This window comes from Shewanella sp. DW31 (assembly GCF_015767295.1).
Classification (GTDB): domain Bacteria; phylum Pseudomonadota; class Gammaproteobacteria; order Enterobacterales; family Shewanellaceae; genus Shewanella; species Shewanella oncorhynchi.
Genome location: NZ_JADWMP020000007.1, coordinates 110,913 through 127,863, shown reverse-complemented (window position 1 = coordinate 127,863; position 16,951 = coordinate 110,913). Strand labels below are relative to the sequence as shown.

Annotated in this window: 15 protein-coding genes; 5 read left to right on the top strand and 10 right to left on the bottom strand. The window is 40.4% G+C overall.

The window, feature by feature from the left end; translation table 11 throughout:
* Positions 1-230 precede the first annotated feature (230 nt).
* Positions 231-476 (top strand): DUF465 domain-containing protein, encoded by a 246-nt coding sequence (locus tag GWI56_RS08285; RefSeq protein WP_105251903.1) that lies wholly within the window; start codon positions 231-233, stop codon positions 474-476.
* Here the strand turns inward: GWI56_RS08285 and GWI56_RS08280 are convergent.
* Together GWI56_RS08280 and GWI56_RS08275 are read right to left on the bottom strand one after the other, a co-directional pair.
* Positions 461-3,541, bottom strand: a complete 3,081-nt coding sequence (locus GWI56_RS08280; protein ID WP_198572647.1) for an efflux RND transporter permease subunit — start codon at positions 3,539-3,541, stop codon at positions 461-463. The two genes, GWI56_RS08285 and GWI56_RS08280, sit on opposite strands and share 16 nt — an antisense overlap.
* 2 nt (positions 3,542-3,543) lie before the next feature.
* Positions 3,544-4,650, bottom strand: coding sequence for an efflux RND transporter periplasmic adaptor subunit (locus GWI56_RS08275; RefSeq protein ID WP_131523682.1), 1,107 nt, complete (start codon positions 4,648-4,650; stop codon positions 3,544-3,546).
* Positions 4,651-4,789: 139 nt separating this feature from the next.
* Here GWI56_RS08275 and GWI56_RS08270 point away from each other — a divergent pair, with 139 nt between their 5' ends.
* Together GWI56_RS08270 and GWI56_RS08265 are read left to right on the top strand one after the other, a co-directional pair.
* Positions 4,790-5,419, top strand: coding sequence for a TetR/AcrR family transcriptional regulator (locus GWI56_RS08270; protein ID WP_131523683.1), 630 nt, complete (start codon positions 4,790-4,792; stop codon positions 5,417-5,419).
* 120 nt (positions 5,420-5,539) lie between these two features.
* Complete coding sequence (locus GWI56_RS08265; protein ID WP_198572646.1) at positions 5,540-6,484, top strand: DUF6268 family outer membrane beta-barrel protein; 945 nt, start codon at positions 5,540-5,542, stop codon at positions 6,482-6,484.
* A gap of 12 nt (positions 6,485-6,496) precedes the next feature.
* Here the strand turns inward: GWI56_RS08265 and GWI56_RS08260 are convergent, their stop codons facing one another.
* The 3 genes from GWI56_RS08260 to GWI56_RS08250 all read right to left on the bottom strand — a co-directional run bounded on the left by GWI56_RS08260 (position 6,497) and on the right by GWI56_RS08250 (position 10,422).
* Positions 6,497-7,057 (bottom strand): chalcone isomerase family protein, encoded by a 561-nt coding sequence (locus tag GWI56_RS08260; RefSeq protein ID WP_198572645.1) that lies wholly within the window; start codon positions 7,055-7,057, stop codon positions 6,497-6,499.
* 301 nt (positions 7,058-7,358) lie between these two features.
* Positions 7,359-7,838: a DUF2947 domain-containing protein gene (locus GWI56_RS08255; protein ID WP_198572644.1), complete on the bottom strand. Its 480-nt coding sequence runs from the start codon at positions 7,836-7,838 to the stop codon at positions 7,359-7,361.
* A gap of 118 nt (positions 7,839-7,956) precedes the next feature.
* A complete protein-coding gene (locus GWI56_RS08250; RefSeq protein WP_198572643.1) occupies positions 7,957-10,422 on the bottom strand; it encodes a 6-hydroxymethylpterin diphosphokinase MptE-like protein in 2,466 nt (821 codons plus the stop codon).
* 376 nt (positions 10,423-10,798) lie between these two features.
* On the opposite strand from GWI56_RS08250, the gene pseB reads away from it, so the two are divergent.
* Together pseB and pseC are read left to right on the top strand one after the other, a co-directional pair.
* Positions 10,799-11,794: a UDP-N-acetylglucosamine 4,6-dehydratase (inverting) gene (gene pseB / locus GWI56_RS08245; RefSeq protein WP_173243718.1), complete on the top strand. Its 996-nt coding sequence runs from the start codon at positions 10,799-10,801 to the stop codon at positions 11,792-11,794.
* Complete coding sequence (pseC, locus tag GWI56_RS08240) at positions 11,791-12,942, top strand: UDP-4-amino-4,6-dideoxy-N-acetyl-beta-L-altrosamine transaminase (RefSeq protein WP_198572642.1); 1,152 nt, start codon at positions 11,791-11,793, stop codon at positions 12,940-12,942. Before pseB ends, pseC begins: the two co-directional genes overlap by 4 nt.
* Positions 12,943-12,959: 17 nt before the next feature.
* On the opposite strand, the gene GWI56_RS08235 is transcribed toward pseC, so the two are convergent.
* The 5 genes from GWI56_RS08235 to pseH form a co-directional block, all read right to left on the bottom strand.
* On the bottom strand, positions 12,960-14,189 hold the full coding sequence (locus GWI56_RS08235; RefSeq protein WP_198572641.1) for a class I SAM-dependent methyltransferase: 1,230 nt from the start codon (positions 14,187-14,189) through the stop codon (positions 12,960-12,962).
* Positions 14,190-14,277: 88 nt separating this feature from the next.
* Positions 14,278-15,006, bottom strand: coding sequence for an SDR family oxidoreductase (locus tag GWI56_RS08230; protein WP_173243730.1), 729 nt, complete (start codon positions 15,004-15,006; stop codon positions 14,278-14,280).
* Positions 15,003-16,142, bottom strand: coding sequence for a class I adenylate-forming enzyme family protein (locus GWI56_RS08225; RefSeq protein WP_173243733.1), 1,140 nt, complete (start codon positions 16,140-16,142; stop codon positions 15,003-15,005). Before GWI56_RS08225 ends, GWI56_RS08230 begins: the two co-directional genes overlap by 4 nt.
* On the bottom strand, positions 16,142-16,387 hold the full coding sequence (locus GWI56_RS08220; RefSeq protein ID WP_173243735.1) for a phosphopantetheine-binding protein: 246 nt from the start codon (positions 16,385-16,387) through the stop codon (positions 16,142-16,144). Before GWI56_RS08220 ends, GWI56_RS08225 begins: the two co-directional genes overlap by 1 nt.
* A complete protein-coding gene (gene pseH / locus GWI56_RS08215) occupies positions 16,384-16,950 on the bottom strand; it encodes a UDP-4-amino-4,6-dideoxy-N-acetyl-beta-L-altrosamine N-acetyltransferase (RefSeq protein ID WP_173243738.1) in 567 nt (188 codons plus the stop codon). Before pseH ends, GWI56_RS08220 begins: the two co-directional genes overlap by 4 nt.
* Between the last annotated feature and the right edge of the window lies 1 nt (position 16,951).

Below are 16,951 nucleotides of genomic sequence, written 5' to 3'. Positions count from 1 at the left end.
ATGTAGCCTAAGTTTTACTCTGTAGTCTTGATGTGGGTCTAAAACTTCTGCAATTTTAAACTCATTTCGTTGATATTTTTGCAGTTTTAGACTTGGACTCATCAGCTTATTTTGCAGAAATGTTAGCAGATAACATGCCCAAGTACTGGCTGTATTCTGAAGGTATAGACTAAGCTGCTTAAGGTGAATGGAGTTCATAGTGTTAGAACCACATTATAGGAGAAGTGAATATGCTAGGTGAGAATCATGCGTTGGTTTATGAGTTTCCTGATTTTGTCGATCAAATTAAGCATTTAAAAGTCAATAATACTGCCTTTGCGACCATGGCTAGTCGTTACCATGAGCTCGATAATAAAATTAGGGCGCTGGAGTTAACAAAAGTGCCCACCGCCGATGAGCACTTTTTAGCGTTAAAATTAGAGCGATTAAACCTTAAAGATAAACTGTACCAATATCTAGTTCATGATGCGATTTGAGCTTGAATCGCGGATGGGGTTTTTGCCGTACGGGTTTTCATCAGCAGCAAATACATAGTTGGAACCCATACCAGAGAAAGTAAAGTCGTCAGCAGGGTGCCGCCCGCGATAGCAATGGCAAAGGGAGGCCAAAACCCGCCGCCAGCAATGATGAGCGGAATAAAACCGCCCACGGTGGTAATAGTCGTTGAGCTGATATGACGACCACAGCTGCTGACGGTAGAGACTATGGTTTCCATATCGCCGAGCCGAGCGCTCGGCATATCTTCTAGTTCGGCCAAGATCACAATCGCAGCGTTAATGGCAAGTCCCATTAATCCAAGCAGTCCTATGATGACAGGGAATCCAAAGGGATAACCAAATACAAACACGGCTAATAGGCCAAGTCCTGCTGATTGTATCGCGCTCAATAGAATAATCGCCGTGAGCCGAAAGGAGTTGAACGACAGCACTACAGTGGCTAATAACAAGGTGACGACCAACATCATATTGGACAGTAAATTACCGACTGCTTCGTTACGCTTAGCACTTTCACCACCGATTTCAATGCGATAACCCGATGGCAACGGTAATTGAGCCACTTTATCTTTAACATCATTAAGTACTTGAGCAGGTAATACCCCACTGACGATGTAGGCTTCTATGGTATTCACCCTTTGGCCGTTGCGCCTTGGAATGGCGCCGCGGCTCACTTGCACTTCGTTGTGGGCGAGGGCGGATAATGCAACAGACTCACCCGAAGGTGTCATTAATTGAATTTCAGAAAGGCGGCTCACCTGCTCGCGACTGTCATCAGTAAGGCGAACTCGTACGGGTAACGATTCTGTTTGCTCAAGCACGCTGCCACCGATAACGCCTGTGGTTGACATTTGGATCTGTTTGGCAATGTCCGTCAGGCTTAACCCACTCATTAGACTGGCATCTTCATTTACCTGTAGCCACAGCTTAGGTGCACCGGCACTTAAGGTTGCACGTGTGTGAAGTACGTCCGGCGTTTGCGCGAGAATATTACGAACGTCGTCGCCCAATGATCGCAAAGTATCTAGATTCGGGCCGAAGATCATTAACTCCACTGGCGCATTAAAGGGCGGGCCTTGCTCGAGTTTTCGAACTAGTACTTGCGCTTCGGGAAAAGCGCTATCAAATTGCTGTTGTAATTCGGGGATTAACTCATTGGCACGCTCAAAGTCAGTCACTTTTACCATGGCCTGTGCATAGTTAGTCGCCCCTTGTTGGCGCTGCGTCAGGTTGTAATAAAATGAGGGCGTATTACCGCCCACCACCCAATCGACTTGAGTGATCCCTGTGACTGCGTGGAGTTTTTTATCCATCAACTGCACTTGGTTCAAGGTGTTTTCTAAACTCACATGGGGCGCAAGATAAATTTCAATTTGGAACATGTCCCTGTCCGATGGCGGAAAGAATTGCTCTGTCATCTTACCCGAGGCGAAAAACCCTAATACTGGTGTAATGCCGATAAGCAGCGCGCTAACGATAGGGCGTTTAAGGGCAATTCTCAGGCTCGCTTGAAAATATTGGCTCACTAGCGGGAGGTTGATCCCGTGTTGATACCAGACATCCTGTTTACCTTCATGACTAAAACGTCCCGCGAGCCCTGCAATTAACGTATGGGAAATCACGTAAGAGCCCAGCAGCGCAAACATCACTGACATGGCAATGCCACCGACAAATTCCCCCGCAGCACCGGGCATGAGTACTATGGGCGCAAAAGCCAAAATAGTGGTGATAGTCGATCCCGCTAAGGGCAGCCAAAGGTGGTGTAAGGTTTCGCTCACTGCGGCTAAACGGCTCATTCCTTGCTGACGCCTTTGTGATATGGCATCGACAATCACTATCGCATTGTCCACCATGATCCCAAGGGCGACGACGAGTCCTGTCACCGACATTTGATGTATCGGCAGACCGATATATTTCATGCAGGCCAAGGTAAACAGCGCTGTGAGCGGCAATGAAATCGCCACTATGATGGCGTTTCTTAGGCCTAGAGTGAGGAGTAATACCAGCAAGATGATGACAAATCCTTGCAGCAGGTTAACCACTAGCCCGCCAAGTCGTTCGCTGGTGTAACTGTTTTGCTCAAATAGCCATTGGATCTGGATATTGGCGGGGACTTCGCGATTGAGTTCGTCAACGACGTTATTGACTTGTGCTTGCCAAAGATCAACACGGGTATTATCGATCATTCGCACTGCAACCATTACGCCTTGTTCACCATCGACTAACGCTATGCTATCCGCTGGGGTTTGAGCTTGGCGAGTCACAGTGGCTATGTCGCCGAGGCGAATAATTTGCCCTTGGCTATCAATTTTAAGCGGCACTTGGCGAATACGGGTTAAAGAATCAAGCTCGCCGGAGACTTCAACTAAGGCACGAAATTCACGGTTGTTGATTTCACCGGCAGCAATTTTACTATCGGCGCCACTGAGAATATGGGCGATGGACGCAGGAGATAGCTGTAACTGGCTCATCTTGTTACCATCAAGCTGCACTAGCATTTCTTCGGTCGGTGCGCCGTAAAGCTTGACAAAATCCGTGCCCGATAACAGCCTGAGCCGACTCTGTAATTCTTTTGCGTAGCGGTTTAGCATGTCGACTTGTACGGGCGTATTACTATTCCACACTAAACTTAAGATGGCGGTGTAGGCATAACCAATTTGATCATCGAGTGTGGGAGATTGTATGCCCTCAGGTAAATTAATTTTCGCATCGGCCAATAAATCCCGCGCTCGAGACCATACGGGAGCCGTTTCTTTAACTGTATCTTTCAATTCTAACTGTATAACTGAAATCCCTGGTCGAGAGGTTGACTGGATCAACTTAATTTCTTCCAAACGTCTAAGCTGGTTTTCAATGACTTCAGTCACTAAGGCTTCGACCCGCTCGGCTGAGGCGCCAGGATAAGGGGTGATCACAGAGGCGAAACGGTTAGTTATGTGGGGATCTTCAGTACGCGGTAGGCTCGATATCGCACCAAAGCCTGCGACAAGTAATAGCGCAATAACGAGGCTGACTAAGCGGCCGTTTTCAACAAAGGCTTTAATCATAATTACCTCGTGGCTGCAGCAATGGGAGATACAGTTTGGCCTACGACCAGCTTATGCAGCCCTTGGCTGACATAGATTTCATTAGGCTGAATCGCGCCTTGAATGTAGGCCATGTCTTGGGTGGTGTAGAGGATTTCCACATCGCGGCGCTCTATGATGGATTGCTGTTCATCATTTACGATGACATACAGATTCCATAATCCGCGAATACCATCCGTCAATGCGGAAATGGGTACCCAATAGCCCGGTTGCGGGATTTGCTGTTGTTGATGCAGATACGCAATTTCGCCATTGATTACATGGGCATCATTTGGCAGGCTTATTCTCAGTTGTAGGGTGCGACTGATGGGATTGACTTCAGCGCTGATACCGGCAATTTCAGAGGTAAAGGTTTGATCTTGCACGCTGACTTGCACTTGCTGTTTGGTGTGAAATTGTTCTGCTAGCGCAACAGGAACACCAATATAAGCTTCAGGATTGATGTTACCCACTAAGGTGAAGATAGGACTGCCCGCGGCAATCACTTCGCCAAGATTATGTAGCCTTTGGCTGATGGTGCCGTCAAAGGGCGCCATTAAAATGGATTTGTCGAGCTTAAGTTGGTTGGCATGCTGCGAGGCAAATAGGCGGTTTTTCGCTGCGGCTAAGCTATTTAATTGTGAGCGGTTTTCATCTAATAGCTGCTCAGAGACATAGCCCGATTTTTTCAATTCTTGATTACGTTTTAGAGTGCTGGTGGCCAGATCAACATCGGCTTGGATTTGTGCCAGACTTGCTTGGATCTCTTGACGCTCGGCTTCGAGTAGCCGGGTATCGAGAACGGCAAGTATTTGTCCTTGCTTAACTTTACTCCCAGAATCGACCTGTAAATTGTTTAACTTCCCCGCTAGTTCAAAGCCTACACCTGTGGTGTTACCAGCACGGATGGTGCCAGTGAAGGTCTGAAAGTGTTCATAACTTGGTGTCTGGATCAACGTTTGGCTTGTGACTGTGGGTAGCGTGGCTGTCGTAGCGTGTTCGGTGACTTCCTTTTGACAGGCGGATAATGTGGCTAAAGCAAACACGCAGACGCTAAGAGTGCGCCAAGAAAGTCGGGCAGTTCGATCCATTTTAAAGGCTTCCACTGTAAGTTAAACGTTAATACTATGTAACTAGACTTGCTAGTCTAGTTGTACAAAACTAGACTGTCTAGTCTATTTTGTGCTTAACTAATGCCAATTAATTATGTCTATCCATTTGAGAGTTGATATGACGCATTCCTCTGAGACGCAATTACCTTTGAGCCGTAGTGAACAAAAACGTCAGCAAGTCCTTGTGGCTGCTATTGATTTGTTTTGTCGTCAAGGTTTCCCTCATACCAGTATGGATGAGGTTGCAAAGCTTGCGGGCGTGTCGAAACAAACCGTATATTCCCATTACGGCAGCAAAGATGAATTATTTGTTGCGGCAATTGAATCTAAGTGTGTTGGCCATAATCTTAATGATGATTTGTTAAGTGATCCCACTAAACCGGAATCGGCATTAACCCAATTTGCCTTGCAATTTGGGGAGATGATTGTCAGTCCTGAAGCTATTACTGTATTCAAAGCCTGTGTGGCGCAATCCGAAAGTCATCCTGAAGTGTCGCGATTGTTCTTTGATGCAGGCCCTAAACACATAGTGGGATTATTGGCGGATTATTTAGTCGCTGTAGAGGCGTTAGGGCAATATCGATTTGGTAATGCTCACCATAGTGCAGTGCGTTTATGTTTAATGCTGTTTGGTGAGCTAAAACTTAAATTAGAATTGGGGTTAGCGGCCGATGAGCTTTTTGACGACAGGAATCATTATATATTGGGTTGTGCTGACATGTTCTTGAGGGCGCATCGGGTAGAGTAAAGGCTTGTTTGTTTCAAAGGTATTAGTTTGTATCTTCATTTTGAAAGTGTGAACCTTTTTATTCAATAGCGCGTATTATGCACAAAAATTTATCCATTATTTTAAATGCAAGGAGCTAGCGTGGCTAATCGAAAACTCGCACCATTAAGCGTAAAACAGCGGTTGCTGAAAGGCAGTTTGTTATTGTTACCGTTAATGAGCTGTGCCGCTATTGCAGCGGATAAACCTTCGCAGGAATACAAACCTTTTAGATTAAGTGTCACGCAGATCAGTACCCAAAGCGCCGAGGTGGCCAATGGCAATACTGAGCTACAAAGGGACAGCTTATTACTGAATGCTGGGATGAATGTATCGCTGGATAAGCAATGGTCGCTAGGCTTTCGTGTGGGCTATGACAGACTTGATTATGACTGGCGTAACATCACGCTTACTGGCGCAAACAATGTCGCACCGCTGTTTGGCACCGACGGACAGAATTGGGATCATATTAATCGTTACCGTGCCGGAGTGTCGTTAAATTATCGCATGGATAAACATTGGGCCTTCTTTTTAGCGCCGCAGATCCAATATGCCTACGCCGATACTGCATCGGCTAGCCAAGCTCAGAGTTACGGTATTGTGGCATCGGCCATGTATGCATTTGATTCGGGAAACATGATTGGTTTTGGCGTCGCGTATCTTAATGATATCGATGAAGTTCGCACTGTGCCTTATCTTGCCATGCGTTGGCAGATAGATGAACATTGGGCTCTGGCTAACCCATTCCAAGCCGGTTTTAGTGGTCCAGCAGGACTAGAGCTCAGTTATCAATTCAATCCTGATTGGAATATTGGTTTGGGGAGTTCACGTCGTACTGAGCGATTCCTTATTGAGGATGATGATATTGCTGTAGAAACGAACGAATGGGTGAGCTATCTGCGTGGTGGTTGGCGAGCAACGCCTGCTTTAACCGTAAATCTCTATGCTGGTTATTACTTTGATGGTGAGTTAGAAGTGACAAATCAAGCTGCGCTTGAAATGGATAACCAAGGCGCAGCGGCCTTGGATATCGAATTCAAATTCTAACGTTAATGTCAGTTATTTGCCCAGCATGGCCTCTTTGAGGCTTTTCTGGGCTGGCTTATCACCTAGCCAAATTTTTAACAGTGCTTGACGGAACATTTCACCTTCGATGGTGGCTTGTTCCTGACCATTTTTATAGGCAGTCACGCCACGGGCTTTATTGGCGACTAAGGTAAATTGGTCACCTTCTTTAATTTCTTCCTTAAACAGTGCCATAAAGGTATCTATTTGCGGTTGAATATCGGCGGTGTTTTCTGCCGTCGCTTGCTCAAAACCTTCAGTGATCGCATCGCGCATTTTTTCTGAGGTAATCATGCCAGAGGTAATGTTAAGGCGTATCGCTGCAATTGGTGCATCAATAACCGCTGCTGTGCTACTCAATGCTGCTGGCAAATACAAACTGCCTACATATAAATCCATAAAGAACTTACTGCGAACGCCCGCACCATTGAGCTGTAATGTTTGGCTATCTAATGTCACTGTCTCGGCGACTTGCACTCCTGAGACTTCTTTGGCCATTAATGTGTGGGGTAATAGCAGCGCGCTTGCTAGGGTAAGAGTGGAGAGTAACTTCATAATACACCTCATTTTTCTATTTTAATTATTGGGTTTTAAGCAGATTTTTATGAGTATTTACAGCAAAAAGTTGACCCCAACTTCTCAAATACTCGGCACCGAAAACGGATGTTAATCTAAAGAAGAGGGGAGTGATAGGCTAATTGTGCTTACGCATCATTCAAACATGGTTAAATATGGCATACTCATCATTAAATATGAGCATGCCAACAAGATGACTCATCCCGCTAAATTATCGGCGTAAAAATGTTGGTGTAAAGCTATCGATGGGAAATCATCAGCGTTAAGCAACCTGTATAAATTATCCGCGAGTGCCTAGCTTGTACTGACCACTCTGTTCGAACATCACCGCTTGTTTCTGTTTTGGCGAGATCAAAATGGGACCGTCGTCAAAGAAAAGAAAACACTTCCAATTGCGGACGAACACATCCCAACGAGTTTCAATAATCTGATATTTTTCATAGCAAAAATACACTGGCGTCTCATCGGGCCATTGTATAAACTCAGCTAACATGGTGGGTAAACTGCTATCTTCACTATCCCAAGCGCTCTGCCAATGATCTGTTTCCACCCAAGCATCAGCCTTCGTCGCCCAGTCTCCCTTAGTAAATTGCTCCGCACGACTACTCTTGTTGCTGATCCATTGGTTCCAGATTTCCATCGCACTTTTATCTGTTAACGGCAGGATGTGCGCCTTGTCCTCGTCGGTGACAGGCAAGTCTTTGTGGTTGAAAATCCACTTACGGCGGTAAGTTTCTAAAGGTATATAGGTATGAGCCAAACAAAATCTCCTAGGATATGCAGATGAGCAATGCTGAAACGAGGCTAATTATACGGTCTAGCGAGGTAATAGTGAAATCACCGAACACGAATATGCGAGTTCGGTGATCTTGAGCCTGTTATTGTGAGACGTTCATTAGTCTTGTGAGTTCAGATAAGTAATCACGTGCCACTTGATTATCGGGATCGGCATTAATTGCATTAGAAAATGCAGTATGTGAAGCTTCTATTTGATTGATTTCAAACATGAATAATCCAAGTTTTATCCATGTTTGTGTATCCGATGGATACTTCTCTAGGTAATCTAGGTAGACATTAACTGAGTCTTGAATCTTGCCCTGGAGTTTTAAAATATGCGCATACTGAGGCATGTACTCATCACTATAAGCCAAAATTTTGACTAGAGTTGCTGTTGCAAGCTCAAGGTTACTTAGTTTGAGCGCCAGTAAAATAATATGCTTTAACTCCATCTCAGTACAAAGTTCTTCAGGCAGAGCAAGTAAAGCATCTAATGCCTGCTGCGGCTGCTGTTCAAGGCTGAGTTGGAATGATAAGGCGAGGTGATATAATCTTTTTGTTTCGTTATCTTTTTCAATGAATGGAAGCAAGTTACTCACAGTTATGGCTAAACCATAACTGTTTTTGGACTGATTTAGTCGTATTATTTTTGTGTAAACATGCTCTAGAGCGTCACCTGAGTTCAATTTATCGACGTAGGCTTGTCTGACTTGGGTAAGATTATTGCTATATAACAGATTAAGTTTTGATAATATATTTTCTTCATCAGCATTAAAAATATGAGACTCGTGCATTTTTTTCCATATAAAAGCTCTACCCGGTTGATTCTCCTCTTCCCATTTTATAGCTAATTCTATCAGAGGGGTATTACTGATCTCGTTTAATCTAAATTGGAGTTTTTGACATGCATTTTCAACCAATCTTAGAATAATCGAGCAAATTGATGAGAAAGCATTATAGTATCTAATTGACATAGTGTTTATATGATGCTGAGTCCAGCTTTCAGTATCTCTAGTTGTCAAGAACTTTGAAAACTCAAAATAGCCGTATACTTTTATTATTTTTGATAAGTCACCGTATTTATTATTTAGTTCCTCTTCTATCATGTTTATTTTATTAAGAGTCAATGCGGAAGATTTAGAGTTTAAATTTAAGGTTTGAGAAAGTCTTTGTGCTTTTTTAATTATTTCCAATGCTTTTGATAGTTCAGTTTTTTTTGTTAAACAATCGGCTAGTACATTAAGTAAATCATTTTTTTTATTTTCAATAAATATGTCTGTACAGTTTGTTTTTTTAGATTCATATTTATTAAGGTTAATTTCATTTTTATTTTTGTAAGATATGCCTTGTATTTTTGCCGCACTGTTGGATAAATTAATTATTTCAACATCAAGATAGACTCTTGCTTCATGTTCAAGAGACTCCATGGCATGTTTGAGTTGTAATAATGTTTCCGCTTGATAGCCATCATAGGTTTCTACCCATATTGTATTATGTCCTAAACTAGGGCCAAGACTCGCCTCTATTGTACCATTTGCATGACTGTAACCAGATTTTGAGTAACAAAAATCAACACCACTTAGTAATATTCTAGAAAATCCCATTTCAATGGCTAAACGCACAGAACTATTCGTTACTGTTGGTCCAACTGTAGGAATATTATCATTATCAATTTTATTGCTCCAAGGGAGCCTTTGGCCCATGTAAAGAGACTTTCCTTGCCATTGAGATAAAATTTTTGGACTAATATGATACGAGTTAACAAGAAGTGTTTTATCATGTAAATCAAACATACCACGACTTACATCAAAGCTTACTTCTTGTGGGTCTACGCTTACGATAATGTCTGGAACTATCCCTGAATTAACTAGTTTTCCTGCAATACGTGAAACTGAAATTATGTATAATTTATTTTGGTTATCTTTAATCCAGTCAATGTTTTCATCTAATGAAGGCCCACCTGCAATAATTATGCAGGTTTGTTCTTTAAATGTATTTCGCAGCAACTTAGATTGAGTGTGATTGTCTGCAATATTATCTAGTTGTGCATGGAAAAATATTTTTTGAGTAAAGTTCACTCGGTTATCAAAGTACTCACTTTGTAATCTTAACTCTAAAATGTTAAATAGAACATTGTAATCTTCGATGTGCCGAGCGGCAACGGCAAGAGAGGCATAAAGATAACATTCATCTTTAGCTATGAATAGCTTAATATCATCTTTGCTAAATAGCTCATCTAAGCCAGATTCATCGATAATAATTATTTTATTCTTAAGTTCTGTAGGAATGTCAATAACCAAAAGTGGAGTGATTGATGAGAGTTCTATAAAGACAAATTTACTACCGTCAGGGATGTTATTTTCAAGTATGAAATTTGTTAATAACCCAGAGTCCATACCAATGATAATGTTCAGTCTATCTTTCTTACTGAATGAATTTTTAAATTTTTTACTATAGATTGTTTTTGAGTCAGCTTTCTCAAAAGTATGGCGATTTACACTGGGCAAGTAGTACTCGTTGAAGCGACTTATTGCAAAGTTATTCAATATGTAGGTATGTAGTTGCATGTTTTCCTCTTTCTTACGAACAACTTAAAAGTGTGCTTTCAGAGTAATAACTATAGTGTCACTTCCCTGAGGTTCATTGCAAGAACGACACAGCGGTGCAAATTTCGCTCCAACAATATTTTGACACAATGAAGCTGGCTTTTTTTGTTGCATAAATGTAATATTTAAAGTCGTCTACAGTAATGGATAGATAAAATCTTCATATTTTATCTATACTTGTCTATAATCACATATCTTAAGTCGTATGATGTTCTTGTGTCATCACCATAAGTTTTTTTTGGCGCAAATTATGCTTAGAGATGCAGTATTGACAAATTTACTTATTGTTGTCTCATGTTGCTAATCGAAAATTTGGATAGTTTAGTGGGGAAAGTCTATGTTTGATGACAAAACGATTTTGATTACTGGTGGCACAGGGTCATTTGGGCAAAAATATACCAAAGCAATTCTTGAAAGATACAGGCCTAAACGACTTATTATTTTCTCCCGCGATGAGCTTAAGCAATACGAGATGCAACAGATATATAATGCGCCATGCATGCGATATTTTATAGGTGATGTGCGCGATAGTGACAGATTAAAACAAGCATTTAAAGATGTTGATTATATTATTCATGCTGCTGCGTTAAAGCAAGTTCCTGCTGCTGAATACAATCCAATGGAATGTATTAAGACAAATATCCATGGCGCTGAAAATGTCATTCGAGCCGCTATCAGTAACAATGTAAAGAAAGTGATTGCTTTGTCGACGGATAAAGCGGCAAGCCCAATTAATCTCTATGGTGCGACTAAACTAGTTTCTGACAAATTATTTGTAGCGGCAAACAATGTTGTTGGTGACGGTCAAACGCGATTTTCAGCGGTTCGCTATGGTAATGTTGTCGGATCGCGTGGATCTGTCGTTCCTTACTTTAAACAGTTAATTGCCAATGGTGCTACATCTTTGCCTATTACCCACCCTGAGATGACCCGCTTTTGGATTACGTTGCAAGATGGAGTGGATTTTGTGCTTAAAAATTTTTCTCGTATGCAAGGTGGCGAAATTTTTGTGCCAAAAATCCCATCCATACGATTAATCGACCTTGCAACGGCCTATGGCGCTGAACTTAAACAGGAAATTGTGGGTATACGACCTGGTGAAAAAATGCATGAAGTGATGTGTCCTGGCGATGATTCACATCATACTATTGAGTTTGAGGATCATTTTGTCATAACCCCTAGTATTAAATTCTTCAATCGTGAAAATGATTACACATCTAATTTGCTGGGTGAAAAGGGTAGATTAGTCGAACAAGGTTTTGAATATCATTCAGGTAATAATCCACACTTTTTAACTGTTGATGAAATCCTTGCTATGGATGCGACTGTATGATCCCTTATGGTAAACAAGATATTAATCAAGATGATATCGATGCCGTTGTTGCAGTGCTTAACTCCGACTATTTAACACAGGGGCCAAATGTGCCTGAGTTTGAACAAGCTATCTGTAACTATGTCGCTGCAAATTATGCAGTTGCAGTTAATAGTGCGACATCTGCTTTACATATTGCATGTCTTGCACTTAATGTTGGTATCGGTGATATTGTTTGGACATCCCCCATCACTTTTGTTGCTTCGGCAAACTGTGCGCTTTATTGCGGTGCCAAGATCGATTTTGTTGATGTTAACTCTTCAACTGGCAATATGTGTGCTCAAGCATTAGAAGCCAAACTTATCGTAGCCAAATCAGCTAACAAACTCCCGAAGGTTATTATACCTGTGCACATGGCTGGTCATAGCTGTGATATGCAAGCGATAGGACAACTTGCTAAACGATATGGTGTAAAGATAATTGAAGATGCATCCCATGGTATTGGTGGCTCATATCAATCGCAGAAAATAGGTTCATGTCAGTATAGTGATATCACTGTGTTTAGTTTCCATCCAGTTAAAATTATTACCACTGCAGAAGGCGGCGTCGCTACGACTAATGATACACAATTAGCTCAAGCAATGCAGAGTTATAGGAGTCATGGGATTACTAAATCTGCAGGAGTATTGGTACGACCCGACGAAGGGGATTGGTACTATGAACAACATCATTTAGGTTTTAATTATCGCATGACTGAGCTCCAGGCGGCATTAGGTAATAGCCAAATTAAGCGACTGGATGAGTTTGTAGAAAAAAGAAATAAGCTCGCTAAACATTACGAGTCGGTACTTACTCATTTAAATATTGAATTTATCCAGCCTCTTACTGATAGTCTGAGTGCTTATCATCTTTTTATTATACAGTTACCAACGTATATTGATCGTAAGTTAACATTTAACCTAATGCGTTTGGCTGGCATTTGTGTTCATGTGCATTATTTTCCTGTGTATCTTCAACCATATTATATGAAGATGGGCTTTGTAGAAGGGTATTGTCCAGGGGCTGAAGCCTACTATGCTAACTGTCTTACCTTGCCACTGTTTCCAGAGTTGAATGAAATTGAACAAGATTTTATCATTGATGAGCTTGTAAAAATTATAAATAAATAATAAATATTTCTTTCATTTTATTTTTCAAAGATATCTATGACATTACTGCCCCATTTTTGAGATATTTCTTTCATTCTACCGCGTGTTGGGGCATAAGTAGGGATTATATAGATTGGAATGTTGCTATTAGCAAGTTCTATACTTGATGAAATGTTTTTTCCTTTATAAGTATGACCAGATAGTTCGTAATCATAAAGTAAAATTAAATCTGATTTTATTGCATCAATCAATTCTGGATAAAATTCAGTTAATAGATAAAAATCGCCGCCGATCCCCCAAAAAACTATTTTTTCTTTATTATCAATTTTATGCTTTATAGCATCGAACAATTCTTTCTGGTATTGTCTATATTGAAAAAATCTAAGCTGAATAGCTTCACTTGCAGATTCTTCAAAAATTATTTTTCTCCATAATAACTCTGATGTAGATGGTTTTTTAATATCATTTTTGGTCAGTAGCACAAGAAGTCGTGGAACTTCATCTGTAGTACGTTGTTCTATATTTAAAACTTTAAGTCCTGATTTTTCTGCAAAAATACCGATTGAACTTCTACTAAAATAATGAATATGTTGCCCATGGACTAAATTTGTCAATGCCAATTTATCTAAACTGGCATTATTACTACAGTCAGGGACTTCAATGAAAATCACACCATTTTTATTAAGTAATTTTCCTATGTTTTTTAAGAACTTAATAGGGTCAATGATATGCTCAAGTACATGTGTGCTGATAGCTATATCAATAGCATCGTGCTCGAATAAGTGTGTGATTTTTTCGAGTTGATTTAAATCTGCATGAATATGCTCTATAGCGGGACTGTTAATATGATTATGAAAATCAACGCTTTTTAGATTTACACTATATTTGCTATTAATAATAATCTGCTTTAGGGTATTTCCTGCTCCAGCACCAAAGTCAACAATAGTCGCATTTTCAGTCAAATAGCTTTTGAAAAAGTCGTACATTTCTTCATAAGGAGATACCACTCCTGATTTTTGAGGTCGCCACATATCTGGTTCTGCTGTGTTTGAAAAATATAATGTATTAAAGATCTCATTTGTATATGGAGTGATTATCTGTATGTGATGGCAGTTTTGGCATTGAGATATAGTGAACGATAATTCTTTTCTAACTATTTCAGTATGATTTTTTTCCCATACTCCCGACACTAAGGTGTCGATATCTTTCCAATTTTTTTCATTACAAAGATTACATTCACTATATTTATTGTGAATTATGTTATTCATATTATTCCCTTAGATAGAAAGTACTATGTTAACTTCAGATCACTAAATAATCTGCATTGGGATCGTAGATTGTTAATTATATTAAATACTAGTTTGTTATTCCACCATCAATAGTGAACGTTTGTCCAGTAATAAATGCTGCGCCATCAGATAAAAGGAAGCTGATGGCTGGAGTGATGTCATCCACAGTACCTAGCCTATGCATTGGGGTTCTGCGGATGATTTGGTCTCGCTTTTTGTCTGTCAGGGTCGATGACATTTCAGTGTCTAAATAGCCTGGAGCTATGGAGTTTACGGTAATATTTCTGCGGCCATTCTCTCTGGCGAGAGCCCGTGTTAATCCATCAAGACCAGCTTTAGATGCTGAGTATGCGGCAAGACCTGTATAGCCACGGTTGCCGATAATTGAACTGATGTTGATAATTCTTCCTGCACTGTTTTGCCGTAAGAAAACCCGTAATGCTTCACGAGCTAAGTAGAGTGCACCATGTAGATTGACTTGCAGAAGAGTATCGGATTCAATATTTGGAAACGTCGCTAAAATTCCCTCTTTAGCAATGCCAGCATTGTTAATTATGCCCCACAGAGGAGTATCTTGGGCCCAATCACAAGCTTGTTTTACAAAGTGCGAAGTCTGTTCCGCATTACCTATCTCAGCATAAAACCATTGAAAAAATGGATATTGTGCTATGAGTTGATCAACTTCAGCTGTTTTTGTTCGGCTGCAAGTTGACACCTTATAGCCTTCTTCTAACAGAGTTTTGACTATTGCAAGCCCAAGTCCTCTGCTTCCTCCGCTGACAATGACATGTTTCATTTAATCGTTCTCTGTTTTTTCCCTGCATCAGTTAATGTTATCTGTTCAGAGAATATAATAATTCTAGGTTTGGCAGCCGGTTCTAGCTGATAACTAAAAGTATCTAGTTCAGCTCTAGCCAATTGTGGATCTTTCGCGCAGAGCTCAACACAGACTAATGCACCAGTAATGGGATTCGCTTTAGCAAATACTCGAGCATCAATAATATGTTCTAGTGCTATTATCTTTTGCTCTAAGATTTCAAGGTTAACTTTAACTCCACCAACATTAATTAGATTATCCAGACGCCCATTAAATAAGATTCGATCCCCCCTCTCTATAATACTGTCACCAGTATCTAGCTGCAGACCTTCTTTATTCAATATAAGTGTGTGTGTTGCTTTTAATTGCCAACCATTAAGGTACTGATTTAGCCAGGATTTAGGGAAACCTGCTAAACCATCTTTTACTGTAAAGACAACGCCAGCTTCAGTTGTTGCATAAATATGCCTCAGTGCTACTTTAGGGAAAAATTTTTTAATGTCATCTAAAATAGACTGTGTGGCTATTTCACCTCCCAGACTAATCAGTTTAAAATTGGGGAGGGAATCTCCCCAAGCAAGTAGCATTGCACGGAACATTGATGGTGTTGCACTTATGGCATTGATCATATAGTCGGAGGCCAATTTTGCTTTTTGCTTTATATTTGCATCGACGTTGGATACTAAAGTATCACCAGACACTACTGTTTGTAATATAACTTGTAAACCGGCAAAACTCATCGGGTGATAACATAAAAGCCAACGAGTCTGTTCTGAATGAGATTTACTATTTTTGGGGAGTAGACTACCAATGGAGTGAAATATAAGCTTCGGAGCTCCTGTTGTTCCCGAAGTGAATAAACCGACTTCAAATTTTTTTGGCAAATTATCACTGTCAAAAACTTGAGCATTTCGGTTAAATATAACGGGAATATCCCGTTGTTGACCTATCACTAGGGCTTTAAGCATTCTAGATACTAATGGGCCATTATTTTCGGGTTTACTACTTACTTCAATATAATCAAGTTGTTCATCAAATATCATTGAGTCAAGGTTTGCTATTGTATAGCAAACTTTATGTTCAATTAGTCTGAATTCCCTACTTAACTCAAACATTAGGTTAACATACCTTCATAAAGATTAATCAGTTCTCCAACTGTATGAAAAGTTTTAAATCCTTCTCTGAATGGATCAATCCCCGTTGACATCTCTAAGCTAACTATTAAAGTTGCAAGGTCCAAGGAGTCCATCGGCAAATCATTTAAAAAATGATTATTGAGTGAGATATTAGGACAGATTTCACCTTTAGCCTCAATAATTCGACGTGTTTCATCAATGATGGTTGTATTTAGGTTTTTCATACGAAGTTCCAATCGTTAAATGCGGCTGAAATTTTTTCTAGACTATAATGCTGTTTCTGACTAAGCCAATCCTCCTTGAGTTGTTCAAAAATATAAACATCTAAAAACTGGCCATTTTTAAATATATGCTGCTTTAAAAAACCCACTAATCTTGTTTTATGCAAAGTTTGTAGTTTAACGACTTTCTCATTTGCATTGAGCACATGATTAACAATTTTATTCATTTTTAATTGATAGAAGACATAATTACATATATAAGTATGCATTGTTACACCATACTTCAATCTTGCAGCTCTTTCATAAATATATGAGCCAGTACTGCAGCGTTGGTGTACGTAGTCGATATCGCTGAAACAGAGAAAACCTATAGACATTCCATCGTCTTGAATCATATAGCCTCTATAGTCTTTACGGTCTTGTAAAGATTCAATCCAAGCTTGCTGCTTCTTAAGTGATGGTTCTTTAAGGTCAGTAAACATATGTTGGGTAATTTCTGGTGATGTACGCCATTTCAATAGCTGTTCAGCATCATTTATATCAATGCGCTTAAAATTGAGTGCCATG

Coding starts and splice junctions, on each gene's coding strand:
- GWI56_RS08285 (WP_105251903.1), top strand. CDS start 231: ATGCTAGGTGAGAATCATGCGTTGGTTTATGAGTTTCCTGATTTTGTC.
- GWI56_RS08280 (WP_198572647.1), bottom strand. CDS start 3,541: ATGATTAAAGCCTTTGTTGAAAACGGCCGCTTAGTCAGCCTCGTTATT.
- GWI56_RS08275 (WP_131523682.1), bottom strand. CDS start 4,650: ATGGATCGAACTGCCCGACTTTCTTGGCGCACTCTTAGCGTCTGCGTG.
- GWI56_RS08270 (WP_131523683.1), top strand. CDS start 4,790: ATGACGCATTCCTCTGAGACGCAATTACCTTTGAGCCGTAGTGAACAA.
- GWI56_RS08260 (WP_198572645.1), bottom strand. CDS start 7,057: ATGAAGTTACTCTCCACTCTTACCCTAGCAAGCGCGCTGCTATTACCC.
- GWI56_RS08250 (WP_198572643.1), bottom strand. CDS start 10,422: ATGCAACTACATACCTACATATTGAATAACTTTGCAATAAGTCGCTTC.
- pseB (WP_173243718.1), top strand. CDS start 10,799: ATGTTTGATGACAAAACGATTTTGATTACTGGTGGCACAGGGTCATTT.
- pseC (WP_198572642.1), top strand. CDS start 11,791: ATGATCCCTTATGGTAAACAAGATATTAATCAAGATGATATCGATGCC.
- GWI56_RS08235 (WP_198572641.1), bottom strand. CDS start 14,189: ATGAATAACATAATTCACAATAAATATAGTGAATGTAATCTTTGTAAT.
- GWI56_RS08230 (WP_173243730.1), bottom strand. CDS start 15,006: ATGAAACATGTCATTGTCAGCGGAGGAAGCAGAGGACTTGGGCTTGCA.
- GWI56_RS08225 (WP_173243733.1), bottom strand. CDS start 16,142: ATGTTTGAGTTAAGTAGGGAATTCAGACTAATTGAACATAAAGTTTGC.
- GWI56_RS08220 (WP_173243735.1), bottom strand. CDS start 16,387: ATGAAAAACCTAAATACAACCATCATTGATGAAACACGTCGAATTATT.
- pseH (WP_173243738.1), bottom strand. CDS start 16,950: ATGGCACTCAATTTTAAGCGCATTGATATAAATGATGCTGAACAGCTA.